Annotated in this window: 14 protein-coding genes; 11 read left to right on the plus strand and 3 right to left on the minus strand. The window is 68.4% G+C overall.

Annotated elements, in window-relative coordinates; translation table 11 throughout:
* Positions 1-35 precede the first annotated feature (35 nt).
* Entirely contained in the window at positions 36-755 is a 720-nt protein-coding gene (locus CA12_RS06965) for a Uma2 family endonuclease (protein ID WP_145358135.1), read from the plus strand.
* A gap of 7 nt (positions 756-762) precedes the next feature.
* Here CA12_RS06965 and purB read toward each other — a convergent pair whose 3' ends face one another.
* The 3 genes from purB to leuC form a co-directional block, all read right to left on the minus strand.
* Positions 763-2,199, minus strand: a complete 1,437-nt coding sequence (gene purB, locus CA12_RS06970) for an adenylosuccinate lyase (RefSeq protein ID WP_145358136.1) — start codon at positions 2,197-2,199, stop codon at positions 763-765.
* A 330-nt stretch (positions 2,200-2,529) separates the two neighbouring features.
* Positions 2,530-3,390: a hypothetical protein gene (locus CA12_RS06975; protein ID WP_145358137.1), complete on the minus strand. Its 861-nt coding sequence runs from the start codon at positions 3,388-3,390 to the stop codon at positions 2,530-2,532.
* A 343-nt stretch (positions 3,391-3,733) separates the two neighbouring features.
* Complete coding sequence (leuC, locus tag CA12_RS06980; RefSeq protein WP_145358138.1) at positions 3,734-5,158, minus strand: 3-isopropylmalate dehydratase large subunit; 1,425 nt, start codon at positions 5,156-5,158, stop codon at positions 3,734-3,736.
* Between the two features lie 213 nt (positions 5,159-5,371).
* On the opposite strand from leuC, the gene CA12_RS06985 reads away from it, so the two are divergent.
* The 10 genes from CA12_RS06985 to CA12_RS07030 all read left to right on the plus strand — a co-directional run bounded on the left by CA12_RS06985 (position 5,372) and on the right by CA12_RS07030 (position 13,973).
* The gene (locus CA12_RS06985; RefSeq protein WP_145358139.1) at positions 5,372-5,617 is read left to right on the plus strand and encodes a hypothetical protein; all 246 of its coding nucleotides are present in this window, start codon (positions 5,372-5,374) and stop codon (positions 5,615-5,617) included.
* A gap of 172 nt (positions 5,618-5,789) precedes the next feature.
* Entirely contained in the window at positions 5,790-6,146 is a 357-nt protein-coding gene (locus tag CA12_RS06990) for a hypothetical protein (protein ID WP_145358140.1), read from the plus strand.
* A 144-nt stretch (positions 6,147-6,290) separates the two neighbouring features.
* Positions 6,291-7,616 carry an SAM-dependent methyltransferase gene (locus CA12_RS06995; protein WP_145358141.1) on the plus strand — a complete coding sequence of 442 codons (1,326 nt, stop codon included), beginning with the start codon at positions 6,291-6,293 and terminating at the stop codon, positions 7,614-7,616.
* 77 nt (positions 7,617-7,693) lie between these two features.
* On the plus strand, positions 7,694-8,587 hold the full coding sequence (locus tag CA12_RS07000) for a sugar phosphate isomerase/epimerase family protein (RefSeq protein ID WP_145358142.1): 894 nt from the start codon (positions 7,694-7,696) through the stop codon (positions 8,585-8,587).
* Positions 8,588-8,700: 113 nt separating this feature from the next.
* Positions 8,701-9,486, plus strand: coding sequence for a hypothetical protein (locus CA12_RS07005; protein WP_145358143.1), 786 nt, complete (start codon positions 8,701-8,703; stop codon positions 9,484-9,486).
* A 2-nt stretch (positions 9,487-9,488) separates the two neighbouring features.
* Positions 9,489-9,905, plus strand: a complete 417-nt coding sequence (locus tag CA12_RS07010; RefSeq protein WP_145358144.1) for a cytidine deaminase family protein — start codon at positions 9,489-9,491, stop codon at positions 9,903-9,905.
* A gap of 59 nt (positions 9,906-9,964) precedes the next feature.
* The gene (locus CA12_RS07015) at positions 9,965-10,426 is read left to right on the plus strand and encodes a hypothetical protein (protein ID WP_207622168.1); all 462 of its coding nucleotides are present in this window, start codon (positions 9,965-9,967) and stop codon (positions 10,424-10,426) included.
* A complete protein-coding gene (locus CA12_RS07020) occupies positions 10,423-11,469 on the plus strand; it encodes a hypothetical protein (protein ID WP_145358145.1) in 1,047 nt (348 codons plus the stop codon). The genes CA12_RS07015 and CA12_RS07020 overlap by 4 nt, the downstream gene beginning before the upstream one ends.
* Positions 11,470-11,663: 194 nt before the next feature.
* The gene (locus CA12_RS07025; RefSeq protein WP_145358146.1) at positions 11,664-12,563 is read left to right on the plus strand and encodes a hypothetical protein; all 900 of its coding nucleotides are present in this window, start codon (positions 11,664-11,666) and stop codon (positions 12,561-12,563) included.
* 129 nt (positions 12,564-12,692) lie between these two features.
* Positions 12,693-13,973 carry a S1C family serine protease gene (locus tag CA12_RS07030; protein WP_242688149.1) on the plus strand — a complete coding sequence of 427 codons (1,281 nt, stop codon included), beginning with the start codon at positions 12,693-12,695 and terminating at the stop codon, positions 13,971-13,973.
* Positions 13,974-13,977: the final 4 nt, after the last annotated feature.

Genomic DNA, 13,977 nt, shown 5'->3' on the forward strand with positions numbered 1-13,977 from the left:
GACGGTTCGAGCACTCCGCCCCCGGGAGACCTGAGATGAACGCCCCCGCAACGCTCTCCCCGTCGCGACCGCGGGCCGCGACGTCCGCGTGGGCGTCGCCGCCCGCCGGCCGGCCGGCCGGCGCGTCCGGCGAGCCGACGACGCACCGGGTGACGGTCGCGGAATACCACGCGATGCGGGACGCGAACGTGTTTCCGCCGGACGGTCCGAAGCTCGAATTGCTCGACGGAGAAATCCTTGAGATGCCTGCGCCTGGTCCTCTCCATGCCTCGACCGTCGACGGGATTGCGGGCCGGTTGCTCCGCCGTCTGCCGGACGGGTGGTTCGTCCGGGTTCAGAACCCGGTCACTTTTCTGACGAGCGAACCGCTGCCGGACCTGCTCGTCGTCGCCGGCGAGGGCTTCGACTGGCGGGACCGTCACCCGGGGCCGGAGGACGCGGCGTTGCTGATTGAGGTGTCCGACTCTTCGCTGTCGTTCGACCGCCACCGCAAAGCCCGCGTTTACGCCGCTGCGGGGGTGACGCCGTACTGGATCGTTAATCTCGTCGATCGCCGCGTCGAGGTGCACGACGAGCCCTCCCCCGGCGACGGCGCCGAGGAGAACCCGCCCGGCTATCGACGCCGCGACGTTTCGCCGGGGGAGACGCTGTCGTTCCGTGTCGGCGACGCGACGATCACGCTCGACGCCGCGGACCTGTTGCCCCCGGCCCCCGGCGCGCCGCTTGGCGGCGACGGCGAACCGGGGGATGCGTGAGCGGCGCTCAGACCTTCAACTCGCCCGCGGCGCCGGTGAGGGCGTCGGCGTAGCGTTCCCGGATCGGGCCGACGACCTGCTCCACGAACCGGCGGGTCTGCTCCGGGGCGCGGCCGATGTACTTCTTCGGGTCGAGCGTCGCGGAGAGGTCCACGCCGGCGAAGGCGTCGTCGGCCTGGAGGCGGGCGATCAGGTCGTTCGCCTCGCCCTGTTCCTTCACCACCCGGCCGGCGTCGCGGGAGTGCACCCGGACCCGCTCGTGCAGGTCCTGCCGGTCGCCGCCGGCTTCCACGCCGGCCATTAGCACCGCCTCGGTCGCCATGAAGGGCAACTCGGAGGCGAGGTTCGCCGCGATCACCTTCGGGTAGACCAGCAGCCCGCCGGCGACGTTGGCGTAGATCAGCAGGCAGGCGTCGATCGCCAGGCAGCTCTGCGGCAGGCTCAAACGGCGGTTGGCGCTGTCGTCGAGGGTGCGTTCGAGCCACTGGGTCGCGGCGGTGTCGTCGCCGTTGGCGGCGAGGCTCATCGCGAACCGGGCCAGCCCGCACATGCGTTCGGCCCGCATCGGGTTCCGCTTGTAGGCCATCGCGGAACTGCCGATCTGCTTGTCCCCCTGCGGCTCCTCCAACTCCTTGCGGTGCTGGAGGATGCGCAGGTCCGTGCCGGCTTTGTGGCAGCTCTGCCCGACGCCGCTCAGCGTGGCGAGCACCATCGCGTCCACCTTGCGGGGGTAGGTCTGCCCGGTGACGGCGTAGCTCTCGGCGAAGTCCATCTTCTCGCGGACCAACTCGTCCAGCCGATCGACCTTGGCCCCGTCCCCGCCGAACAGCTGCAGGAAGGTCGCCTGCGTGCCGGTCGTCCCCTTCACCCCGCGGAATTTGAGTCGGGCTAAACGGTGCTCGACCTCTTCCAGGTCGAGGCACAGGTCCTGGCACCACAACGTCGCCCGCTTGCCGACGGTCGTGGGCTGGGCCGGCTGAAGGTGGGTGAAGCCGAGGCAGGGTTCGTCGGCCCACTGCTCGGCGAAGCGCGCGAGGGCGTCGATGACCCGCACCAGCCGGGTGCGGACCAGTTCGAGGCTGCGGCGGGTCTGGATCAGTTCGGCGTTGTCGGTGACGAAGCAGCTCGTCGCCCCGAGGTGAATGATCGGCCGGGCGTCCGGGCAGACCTCGCCCCAGGCGTGCACGTGGGCCATCACGTCGTGGCGGAGGTCCATTTCGTACTTCGCGGCGAGGGCGAAGTCGTCGTCGGACAGGTCCAGCGAGGCCCGCATCTGCTCCAACGCGGCGTCGGGGATGTCGAGGCCGAGTTCCTGCTGCGACTCGGCCAGCGCCAACCACAACCGCCGCCAGAGGCCGTGCTTGGTGCGGGCGCTCCACAGTTCCGCCATCGCGTCGGACGCGTAGCGGGTGAGGAGGGGATTTTCGTAACGATCGTGGCTCATGGTGGGGAGTTTAGCGAGCGGGGGGCCAATCCCCGAGCGGCCGGCGGCGGGAAGTCGCCCCAGCCGGGCGACAGACGCATCAGGGCCGAGAGTGAGCCATTTCGCTCGACCGGGGGCGGCGGGACCACGCCGAACCGTTCTCCGTCGCCCAGACTCGGCCGACCCCGGCCACCCGCCCGATCGCTTTGGGATTCGACGGTTTGGGTTGACCCCTGTTGAACCTGCCTAACGCCTGAGCTCAGCGGCGTTTGAGGCGACGCCCGTTTGTGCGGCAGCAATGGGTGGCGGGCCAAATGTCCGCTGCAGCGATTTGTTAGGCATCTGCTCCACCTACGGATAAAATCCCAGTTGGTTCTTCATAAACTCCATGTGCGGATCACTTTGAAGTGCTGGAACTTCTGCCGCCGACTGCTCACAAAGCAATTCTATGCAGTTGACCATCTGCATGATCAGCACAACTAGATTCGAGATGCCCAGGCACTGCAACGATTGGTTCTTGACGATCCCTTTGTACTCAAACGGGCCAATAACGAGGTTGTTCATGGCCTTGTTGGCAAAGCCATTGTTGTGGAGCGAATTTCTGATTAACGTCAAATATTCGAATGACTTTTGGTACGGCACCATTGCGGTGCTATGCTCGTCCAACACGCAGCGATCTGCAGCCATGCTGCTCGGCAAGTACGACTGTATTTCAGAAAGGATTCCCTGCTTCGTTGCTCCCGAAGCTTCCATGGAGAAGTGCCTGAGCAATGACAGGAAGTCGCTAGCTTTGTTCTGTCCCGAATGCGTAACGCTATGAATTTCGATCATTTTGGAAATGAAGTAATCGATAGCGAAATAGACGGAATCCAAATACCCGACACGGTTCTTCACTTCCCGCAACATGGTCGTGTGGTCAACTGCAAACTTTTCACTGTAGCCAAGAGCGACGATATTGCGCACGTAACGTTCTCCGAGCTCCATACTCGCAAGCACGTTCTGCTCGTACCAAATGGTCGCACTCTCAATGCGAAGTAAGACCATTGGCCTTACGTCTGTCCCTTCAAATGTTCCGTCCTCAAGCCATTCACCGGAGTACTTCAGATTCCGGAATCTCGAAAACAAGATAGATAGCCAGTCCGACGCCCTATAACTCTTTCCTGCTAGTTCTGCAGAATTCGCGAAATCGAGTCGTTTTTTGAGGTCGCTCATAACATGTTCCTAACTAGTGCTTCTCCGGCACTCCGCAAGATAACGCTCGCGCGCTATCTAGCACGGTGCCGGGTTCGGGAAGGGCAAAGTTCGCCAGGCTGACAACGCCGCGGCCGCACCGGTTCAGGACGTGCGTGCCGGTTCTTTTGGGGACGGGCATCGTCGTCCGGAATCTTTGTGCCCAAGGAGTTCCTGCACCGTGCGGATGTCGTAGCAGGACCGCCGCCGCTCCACGACCCGGGGGTGGAGCGGCGGCGTCGGTCGGCCGGGGGGTCAGCGGCATTGAGGTAGCGGACACCGTCTAAAGCTTCCCGGCCAAAAGTGACTCCGCGGCGCGACCGGGTCAAGCGGCGACTCGCGCCCCGACACTCCGCACGTCGCGCACCTCGCCGGCCAGGGCGGCGGCGGCGACCATGGCGGGGGACATCAGCAGGGTGCGGCCGGTGGGGCTGCCCTGGCGGCCCTTGAAGTTGCGGTTGGAGCTGCTGGCGCAGAGTTCGCGGCCCTGCAGCTTGTCCGGGTTCATCGCCAGACACATCGAACAGCCCGCCTGACGCCAGTCGAAGCCGGCCTCGGTGAAGATCGTGTGCAGCCCCTCCGCCTCGGCGGCGGCCCGGACGCGTTGGCTGCCGGGGACGACCAGCGCCCGGACGCGGTCCGGGACCCGGCCGCCGGTCGCCTGCACCACCGCGGCGGCCTGGCGGAGGTCGCTCAGCCGGCCGTTCGTGCAACTGCCGATGAAGGCCACGTCGATCGGCGTGCCCTCCAGCCGTTGGCCGCCCTCCAGGCCCATGTAGGCCAGGGCTTCCTCGACGGCGAAGCGTTCGCCCTCCGGCAGTTCGGCCGGGTCGGGGAGGGTGCCGCCGACGCCGATGCTCTGGCCGGGGTTGATGCCCCAGGTGACGGTCGGCTCGATCTCGCTGGCCAGCAGGTGGACCTCGTCGTCGTAGCGGGCGTCCTCCGGGCTGGCGAGACTCAGCCACCACTCGGCGGCCCGCTCGAACTCTTCGCCGGTGGGGACGGCGTCGCGGCCGCGGAGGTATTCGACGGTCGTCTCGTCCGGACAGACGTAGCCGCAGCGGGCGCCGCCCTCGATGGACATGTTGCAGACGGTCATCCGCTCCTCCATCGACATGTTGCGGAAGACGTCGCCGGCGTACTCGTAGGCGTAACCCACGCCGCCCTGCACGCCGAGGTGCCGGATGATCGCCAGCGCCACGTCCTTCGCCGTCACGCCGGGGCCCAGTTCCCCGTCCACGCTGACCTTGCGGACCTTCGGCTTGGCCAGCGCCATCGTGCCGGTGGCGAGCACGTGGGCGACCTGACTCGTGCCGATGCCCAGGGCGATCGTGCCGAAGGCGCCGTGGGTGCTGGTATGCGAGTCGCCGCAGACGATCGTCATGCCCGGCTGGGTCAGGCCGCGCTCCGGGCCGACGACGTGGACGATGCCCTGCTCGCCCTTGTCCGGGGAGAGCAGCCGCACGCCGAAGTCCCGGCAGTTCGTCTCGATGGCCTCCATCATCTCCTCGGCCAGACTGTCCCGCAGGGGGCGGAGCTGGGTGTCGGTGGGGATGATGTGGTCCACCGTGGCGACGGTGCGTTCCGGGTAGGCGACCTTCAGGTCGCGTTCCCGCAGCATCGCGAAGGCCTGCGGGCTGGTGACCTCGTGGATGAGGTGCAGGCCGATGAGCAACTGGGTCTGCCCGCCCGGCAGGGTGCGGACGGTGTGGGCGTCCCAGACTTTGTCGAACAGATTCGGGGCGGACATACGGAGCGAAACGGGGGCGAAAGGGAGCGCGAGGGGGGGCGTCGATCGGTCGGGCGAAGATTCTAACGTCCGCGGCGGAGAGGACACGGCCCCCGGGGCGGCGGGTTCGCCAAGGATCGCTGCGGCGGCCCGCGTCGCGGATGATCCGGGTCGATCGGGCCGGCGATGCGTCGGCCGTCTTCGCCCCCCGTTCCCCCGCCCCGGAGCCCCCCGATGACCCACATCGCTGCCAGCGACGGCGAGACCGCCGCCCCCGCCGGGGACGTTTCTCACCCGCCCTGCCCGAGCTGCGGCGAAGGCGTGCTGTTGCCGATGAGCTCCCTGACGTACTGGGTCTGCACGACGCCGTCCTGCACCTACACGATTTCCGGAATGGGCAGCGCCGTGACCTATTACAAAGGCCACGCCCTCGCGGAACCCAAGAAGGACGGCAAACGTTGGGTCGAGTTCCGCTTCTGAGCGCCCCCCGCCGGTGCCGTCGAGGGCGGACCGTCGATACGCTCCGCTGCGTCCCGCATCGGAGCGTGCTGATGTCCGGCTCCTTCCCCGCCGCCCGCTGTGCGGCGTTCGTCCCACGACGGCGACCGCCACAGCGTCCGGTGCGCCGCGTCGGACAAGGGAGGCCCTCCGGATGAGCGGCCTGCGCTCCTTCCGCCGGAACGCCCGTCGGCTCAGGCGGACCCGGCGGCGCTCGGCCCGCACGGCCCGCGGACGGTTCCGCCTCGCCCTGGCACTGTTCGGCCTGCGGGTCGCGGGCGGGGCGGCGGCGGTCGTCGGCGGGATCGCGCTCGTTGTCTGGACGCTCTCGCTGCCTGAGGGGGAGCGGCCCCGCTCGCGCCGCGGCGGCGGCATCACGGCGGGGCTGGCGCTGATCGCCGTCGGCGTGATCCTGCTGCGGTCCGCCCGTCGGCAGGCGCGGGGCGGCGCCGCGTTCGGCCCCGGCGATCTGTTCGACCATCGTGACGACGCCCGTCCGCCCGACGCCTGACCGCCCGGCGCCCCCCGCCCTGGCCGCCGCCCTGGCCGCCGCCCTGGCCGCCGCCGGCGGGGGAACGGCCTCCCGGCGACCGCCGCGGGATGATAGACCCGGCGGCGTCCCCGTTCTTCCGCCTGCTCTCTGCCTGCCTGCGCCGTGTCCCGGACCGACGACAAGACCCTCGCCGCGGCCCGCCGGGCGATCGCCCATCTGCGGGAGACCGTGAACGTCCCGATCAGCGTCGAGCTGTGGGACGGCAGCCGGGAACCGCTGGGCGAGAACCCCCGCCCGGAGCTGCGCGTCGCCCTCGCCGGGCCGGGGGCGATCGGGGCCCTGCTGCGGCGGCCCACGCTGGAGAACGCCGTCCGCCTGTACGCCACCGGGCAGATCGAGTTCCGCGGCGGCAGCCTGCTCGAGTTCGGCGACCTCGTCCGCCGTCCCGGCGATAAGGCCCTCAAAAAGGTTTCCAAGCGGACGCTGCTCAAAGCGGCCCTGCCGTTCCTGTTCAGCAAAGCCGAAACCCCCGTCCAGCACGACTACCGCGGCGGGGACGACACCGGCCGCGACGCGAAGAAGCGGGATAATCAGGATTACATCCGCTTCCACTACGACCTCGGCAACGACTTTTACAAGCTGTTCCTCGATCCGCGGATGCAATATTCCTGCGGGTATTTCACCGACTGGAACAACACCCTCGAACAGGCCCAGCACGACAAGCTGGACATGATCTGCCGCAAATTGCGGCTCAAAGAGGGCGAGAAGATGCTCGACATCGGCTTCGGCTGGGGCGGGCTCGTCATTCACGCCGCCCAGAACTACGGCGTGCAGGCCCACGGCGTGACGCTCTCCGACGAGCAGTACGCCTACACCTCCGCCAAGGTGAAGGAACTGGGGCTGGAAGATCGGATCACGCTGGAGATCAAGGACTATTCCAAGCTGACCGGGACGTACGATAAAATCTCGTCCATCGGCATGTACGAGCACGTCGGGATCGACAATCTGCCGGCCTATTTCCGCACCCTCTACGGTCTGCTGCGGGACCGCGGGATTCTGCTGAACCACGGCATTACCCGGGGGAGCAAGGGGAACACCAAAAAGTTCCGCAAGATGCGGCCGGAGCACAAACTGATCGCCAAGTATATCTTCCCCGGCGGGGAGCTGGACCACATCGGCAACACCGTGCAACAACTGGAGGCCCGGCGGTTTATGGTGCACGACGTGGAGAACTGGCGGGAGCACTACGCCCTGACCACCCGCAAATGGGCCGAACGGCTCGCGGCGAGGAAAGACGAGGCGATCGGGATGGTCGGCCCGGAACGCTACCGGCTGTGGGAGGCCTATCTGGCCGGGGTGAGCTTCGCCTTCCAGGACGGCAGCCTGCGGATCTTCCAGGTCGTCGCCAGCAAGCACTCCGCCAAGGGCCCCTCCGAACTGCCCCCGACCCGGGCCGACCTCTACGAACCGCGGCCGAACGCGGCGTGAGGCGGGGAGGGGTGGCCGCCGCGGCCGGGCGGTACGATGCGGACTGCGTTCCGCCACTCCCCGGTCGAGCAGTCCCCATGAACCGTCCCCCCTCCCCCGTCGACCGTCGCAGCTTTCTCGGGGCGACCGCGGCGTCCGCCGCGGCGGCGACCGGGCTGCTCGGCCGGTCGTCTGCGGTCGCCGCTCCGGCCGCGGCCCCGGGGATGCGGCTGGGGCTGGTGACCTATAACTGGGGCAAGGACTGGGACCTGCCGACGATCATCAGGAATTGCGAAGCGACCGGTTTCGAGGGCGTGGAACTGCGGAGCGGCCACAAGCACGGCGTGGAGATCGACATCGACGCCCGCCGCCGCCGCGAGGTCGCCGCCCGCTTCAAGAACTCGGACGTGGAACTCGTCGGCCTGGGCAGCGCCTGCGAATATCACTCCCCGGACCCCGCCGTCCTTCAAAAGAATATTGAGGAGACGAAGGCCTTTATCACGCTCTGCAAGGACCTCGGCGGGGGCGGGGTGAAGGTGCGGCCCAACGCCCTGCTGGAGGACGTGCCGGCCGAGAAAACGCTGGAGCAGATCGGCCTGGCGCTGCGGGAGGTGGCGGCGTTCGGGGCCGACCGCGGCGTCGAGATCCGGTTGGAGGTCCACGGCCGCGGCGGCTCCGCCCTGCTGCCGAATATCGCCCAGATGATGGCGGTCGCCGACCACCCCAACGCGGTCGTCTGTTGGAATTGCAACGGTTCCGACCTCGACGGGGAGGGGTTGGAGCACAACTTTAATTTGGTGAAGGAGAAGATCGGCACGGTGCACATCCACGATTTGCGGAACGACGCCTATCCGTGGAAGCCGTTCTTCAAACTGCTGAACCGCTCCGGGTTCGCCGGTTGGACGCTGCTGGAGGACGGGAACGTGCCGGAGAACGTCGTCTCGGCGATGCGCCAGAACCGCCCCATCTGGGACCGACTCGCCGCCCTCTGACCGCTCCCCTCGGTTCGCCGTCGCCGCCAGGCGGCGCGCCCCCGCTGATGACGTCCCTGCAACGAGAGACGGGTACGGCTACGATGCCGAACCGTCCCGCTTTGGACTCTGTGATGTCGATCCGCACCTCTCTCGCCCTTGTCGACAGCTTGGCCCCGGTGCGAGCCGCCGTCGCCTGCGGGGATCGAGCTTTGTGCGAGGCCGTCGTCGCCCGCCACGCCCGAGAGTTCCGGGGCGGGGACGAGGATGAAGAGTTTCGGGAGTGGGCGGAGGGGATGCTGCTGTGCGATTCCCCCCCGGACGCCGAGCCGGGGGCGTGGAACTACGTGATCGAGGTGTTGGCCGTTCACTTCGGGCTGGGGTGGGACGACGACACGGACTTCAATGAGGGTTGGAAGCACAACCACGTTTGGGCGGACTATCGGTCGGTATTGGAGTCGCACATTCCCGAGGCGGCCGACCGGTTGCTCGCCCGCCTTGAAGAGGGTCGACCGTTGCGGGGCCGCCAGATCGAGCACGACGGATGCCTGTTCAGCTTCCTGACGCCGGAAGAGGCGGCCGAGTTGCACGCCGCGTTCGCCGCGGTCGACGCGGACGCGGTATTCGTAAGCGAATCTCCCGCTGAGGGATCCGCCTCTCACCAGCCGACGCCGCCGCCCGCGCCGCTGACGGAATCTGAAGCGACGGATCTCTTGCAGCGGATTCTCGAAGGGGACGGGGAGGCCGTCGGAGACGAACTTCGCATTCTGTTCGCCAAGCACCCGATGATGGGCGGCGCGGGACCGGGCGGTTCGCACGTGACCGACGCGGCCGAGTTGCGGGACTTCCATAACCCGCTGGTGGAGTTCCTCAAGCGGGCCGTGGACCGTGGGGCGACGCTATTGCTACAGGCATCCTAAAGGTGAACTCGCCCCCCCGCCCCGACCTCGACCAGTTGCTCGCCGCGGCCCGGTCGGTGCGGCGGCCGTTGACGTTGCCGCGGGACTGCTTCGCGGGGAAGGTCGGGGCGGCGCTGGTGACCGCGGAGGGCGATCTGTTCACGGGGGTGAACCTCGATCTGGCCTGCGGCATCGGCTTCTGTGCGGAGCACAGCGCCGTCGCGGAGATGCTGAAAACCCACCAGACCCGCGTGGTCGCCGTCGCCGCGGTCGGCCGCCGCGGCGTGCTCCCGCCCTGCGGCCGCTGCCGGGAGTTGCTGATTCAGATCGACCCCGCCAACGCCAACGCGGAGGTGCTCGTCGCCCCCGGGCAGACCGTCCCCCTGGGCGAACTGCTGCCCCGCCACTGGTATCCCAGCGAGGCGGACGCGGAGGCGTAACGCCGGGGCCCCGCGGGGCCTCGGCGTTACGGCCGGAGCCTCGACGTTACACTGGGGCGATGAGCGAGGAACGAACGGACGAACCGACGGACGCGCAGATCGTCGCCCGGGTGACGGACCTGCTGGCGCACCTGTGGATGGTACGGACGTTCGTGAAACACTCGGAGGAGGCGGAGGAGTACGAGGACCTCCTCGAGTTGCCCCGGGCGGCCTTCGACGTGGCGCGGGCGGTGGAAACGCGGCTTGACGACGTGCCGGCCCTGCGACGTATGCTCGCCAAGAAGGTGCCGAAGCTGCGGCGGGCTGCCGACGAGTTTCGGGTCCACGCCGCCGCCGCCAGCACGCACACCAACTGGCAACAGGCGGTGATCAGCCTCGACGCCGTCGTCGCCGGGCTGGCGGCGCTGCTGCCGGCCAAGGTCGCCCCGCCGGCCTCGCCCCGACTGCCGACGTCCCCCCGGTCGCCGACTTCGCCGCTTCCCGCCTCGCCGCGTCCGTCCCCGCCCCGCTCCGCCCCGTGACTCTCGCCCCGCCCAGCGCTCGCGGACGGGACGACGCCTACCGGAACGACTCTTTCCGGGACGACGAGGACGACGACGGCTCGGTGGCGATGTTCGCCCCGTCCCTGCCCCCCCGCCGGCGGAGCGACGCCCCGCGGTACGCCCCGCGGCCCGAGCCCGCCCCGGCGGCGCCCGTTCCGGCGCCCCCCGCCCGGCCGTCTTCGCCGCTGGCGGAGTTGTTCGCCGAAGAAGAGGCGGACGCCGCCGCCGCCGCCGCCGCCGCTTCTTCCCAGCAGACCGGCCAACAGACCGGCCGCCGGGGGGAGGAGCGCAGGACCGCGGAGCCGGTCCGCCCGTCGCCCTCCCCCGCCGTGACGATGCGGACGGAGCCGCGGACGGAGGTCGACGAACCGAGCGTGGCGGCGGAACCGATCTGGGTCGGCGTGGCCCGGGGCGTGGCGGCGGCGCTGTCCGCCGGGGCGCTGGCCGGGGCGGCCCTGGCCCTCCGCGCGACTCCGGCCGGGTCGGAAAGTCCCGGCGGCCCGGCGTGGCTGGCGGACCTCGCCCCGCTGCCGGACGCGGCGCTCGCCCCGCTGCTGGCCTTCTGCGGCACGGCGCTGGGGCTGTTCGCGGTGAAGACGAACCTGCCGACGCCCCCGCGGTGGGGGGCGACGCTCGCCGCCGCCGCGGTCGCCGGCGGAGCCCTCAAAGTGGCGGTGGCGGACGGATTGGCCGCGGGGTTCGGTCCCTCGCTGGCGTGGCAGATCGCCGTCTGTGCCGGCCTGATTCTCGCCGCCACCCGCTGGAGCCCCGGGACCGCCGCAGTGCGGGGCGGACGGTTGGCGCCGCTGATCGGCCTGCTGGTCTGCGGCCTCACGTTCCCCCTGGCCGACGGGGCGCTGAGCGACCTGCCGACGGAGGACCGCGGCCCCAGCGCCGCCGGCCGTGCGATCGCCGGCTGGTGGACCGACGCGGTGCGGTTCGAACCGCCGGACGGGGCGACGGACGACAAACATGCATCCGGGGAACATGACGAACACCCCCCGCAGCGGATTGTACGCTGAGGTATCGCATCGGGGCGAAAAGGGGGGCGGCGGAGTTCGAATCGTCCTCGCCAGTCATCGGTTGCGGTTGATCCGCTTCGAAAAATCGCGGACCGTATGATCCGCGAACGATCTGGTACGTTTACGAGTACGCCGGCAACGATGCCGCACAGCTGTCGCTGACAGCCACATCTGTTCTCCAAGCCTCTAGATACATGCTGATCGCCTTGGCAGTCGTAGGCTTTGTCTTCGTTGCCCTGCTTGCATTGTTCCAAGCGTTCGTCCCTCTGCATGACTCGGACGGCAAGCGTCGCCCACAACGCGTCGCCGCACTTGTTCTCCTTGTGCTGGCCATCGCGGGCACGGCAACTGCAAGAGAAGTGTGGGCGGATAAAGAGGCCAGAGCAAAACAGCAGAAGGTCCAGAAAGACCATGACGAAGAGCGAACAAACGACGATAAGGCTCGTCAGGTTCTAAACCGACGACTCGCTCAGTCAAAGAAAGACTTTGACGCTGCGCGTCGTGAGTCAAATGAGGCGAATGCCAAGATCGTCGCGGAGCAAGTGGCTGGGAGAGTGCAGGCCGTGGCCGAAGCGAAGAGGGCTGAGGAACAGCGCGACACAATAGCCCGGGAGAACGCGGTACTTAATAGCCAAGTCGCCGACCTTAAAGAGAAAGCTAGGCGGCTCGAAGGGATGGTGGCGATCTTGGCGGAAAACTCTCCGACACGTATCGCTCGGCTCGACTTCCAAATGCAAAATCGCGTCGACGCGATTGGAAGCGGAGCCGCTCCTTCTGATTTTCCCCGGACGATCTATGTGCAAGTTAGCGAGTCGGAGTATCTAGGTCTGACATGTTCGGAGACGTGTTACTGGGCGAATCCGAGCGAACGGACCTTTGTGCTAACGCGGAGGGCCGAGTTTCCCGGCAAAGATATGGCTGATAATGTTAAGAAAGGGGATAAGCCTGGATTTCGGGTGAACAAATACCTTCTGGGGCAAGGCGGCAAATACGAGATCGTCGACGGAGAATTGAATATCGACGGTCAACGGCGAGGCGGACAGGAGTTCGATTTCCCTCAGCAGCCTACGCCTACGGTTCGTGTGACGCTGTAGTCTCTATGTCAGTATCTATCGCCTATGGTTCCGCACCGCAGCCGCCAGGTCGCTAAAAACCGGCCTCTGCCCAAGCCTTCGCTTTCAGTTAGGTTGTCGACCCTTTCCCTACCTGCTCGACCGGCCCGAATGCGTTCTCTCACCGGCTGTCTGCTCTCCGCCCTGCTGGCCAGCGGGCTGACCGCCTGGCTGATGGACGGCCGGCCGCAGTCCGCCAGTGCCGAGCCGGTCCCCCTGCAATCCGGACTCGCCGCCCCGGCGTTGCCGGCCCCCGGACCGCAGACGGAGCCGCCGCCGCTGTCGGAGCCCCCCCCGCTGGCGGAGCCGGCCCCGCTGGAGGCGCCGCTGCGCTCCGAGCCCCCGGCGACTCCGACGCCGGTGGACGCCGCCGTGCCCGTGCCGACCGCCGGCATGGCGCCGCTGACGCAGGAGGAAGCGGTCCGGGTGCGGGTGTACGAATCCGCGAACCGCGGGGTGGTGAACGTCACCGCCCACAGCACGTCGCGGGACAACCTGTTCCGGGTCGAAATGGAAAGCGAAGGCCGGGGCAGCGGGTCGATCCTCGACCGCCGCGGGCACGTCCTCACCAACCTGCACGTGGTGGAGGGCGCCGACCGGATCGAGGTCCGACTGTTCGACGGCGAAAGCTACGAGGCGACGCTCGTCGGCGGCGACTTGGTGGGGGACATCGCCGTGCTGAAACTGATCGACGCCCCCGCCGAGGACCTCTACCCCATCCCGCTGGCCGACAGCCGCGACCTGCGGGTCGGGCAGAGCGTGTTCGCCATCGGCAATCCCTTCGGGCTGGAGCGGACGATGTCCGCGGGGATCATTTCCAGCCTGAACCGGGACCTGCCGATCCGCGGGGCCCGCACGGTGCGGGGCATCATTCAGACCGACGCCGCCGTGAACCCCGGCAACAGCGGCGGCCCGCTGCTGGACGGCCGCGGAACCCTGATCGGGGTGAACACGGCGATCGCCTCCACCAGCGGGCAGAGCGCCGGCGTGAGCTTCGCCATCCCCGGCGGGCTGGTGCGGCGGGTCGTCCCGCAGCTGATCCGCTACGGCCGGGTGATTCGGCCGGAGGTGGGCATCTCGCAGGTGTTCGAGGTCCCCGGCGGGTTGCAGATCGCCAAGCTGGTGCCCGGCGGCCCGGCGGAGCGGGCCGGCCTGAAGGGACCGCTGGTCACCCGGGAACGCCGCGGCCCGCTGGTGTTCGAACGGACCGACCGCAGCGTCGCCGACGTGATCGTCGGGCTGGACGGCAGCCCGGTGCGGACGGCCGACGCCTTTCTGGGCGACATCGAGGCGAAGCGTCCCGGCGACACCGTCACCCTGACCGTCCGCCGCGGCGAAGAACTCGTGCAGGTCCCGCTGCGTTTGGGCGGGGAGCCGCGGGACGCGAACTGAGCGT

The sequence above is a fragment of the Alienimonas californiensis genome, from assembly GCF_007743815.1.
Classification (GTDB): domain Bacteria; phylum Planctomycetota; class Planctomycetia; order Planctomycetales; family Planctomycetaceae; genus Alienimonas; species Alienimonas californiensis.

What these genes read in the sequence shown, in the direction of transcription:
- CA12_RS06965 (WP_145358135.1), top strand. Translation starts at nt 36, where the DNA reads ATGAACGCCCCCGCAACGCTCTCCCCGTCGCGACCGCGGGCCGCGACG.
- purB (WP_145358136.1), bottom strand. Translation starts at nt 2,199, where the DNA reads ATGAGCCACGATCGTTACGAAAATCCCCTCCTCACCCGCTACGCGTCC.
- CA12_RS06975 (WP_145358137.1), bottom strand. Translation starts at nt 3,390, where the DNA reads ATGAGCGACCTCAAAAAACGACTCGATTTCGCGAATTCTGCAGAACTA.
- leuC (WP_145358138.1), bottom strand. Translation starts at nt 5,158, where the DNA reads ATGTCCGCCCCGAATCTGTTCGACAAAGTCTGGGACGCCCACACCGTC.
- CA12_RS06985 (WP_145358139.1), top strand. Translation starts at nt 5,372, where the DNA reads ATGACCCACATCGCTGCCAGCGACGGCGAGACCGCCGCCCCCGCCGGG.
- CA12_RS06990 (WP_145358140.1), top strand. Translation starts at nt 5,790, where the DNA reads ATGAGCGGCCTGCGCTCCTTCCGCCGGAACGCCCGTCGGCTCAGGCGG.
- CA12_RS07000 (WP_145358142.1), top strand. Translation starts at nt 7,694, where the DNA reads ATGAACCGTCCCCCCTCCCCCGTCGACCGTCGCAGCTTTCTCGGGGCG.
- CA12_RS07005 (WP_145358143.1), top strand. Translation starts at nt 8,701, where the DNA reads ATGTCGATCCGCACCTCTCTCGCCCTTGTCGACAGCTTGGCCCCGGTG.
- CA12_RS07015 (WP_207622168.1), top strand. Translation starts at nt 9,965, where the DNA reads ATGAGCGAGGAACGAACGGACGAACCGACGGACGCGCAGATCGTCGCC.
- CA12_RS07025 (WP_145358146.1), top strand. Translation starts at nt 11,664, where the DNA reads ATGCTGATCGCCTTGGCAGTCGTAGGCTTTGTCTTCGTTGCCCTGCTT.
- CA12_RS07030 (WP_242688149.1), top strand. Translation starts at nt 12,693, where the DNA reads ATGCGTTCTCTCACCGGCTGTCTGCTCTCCGCCCTGCTGGCCAGCGGG.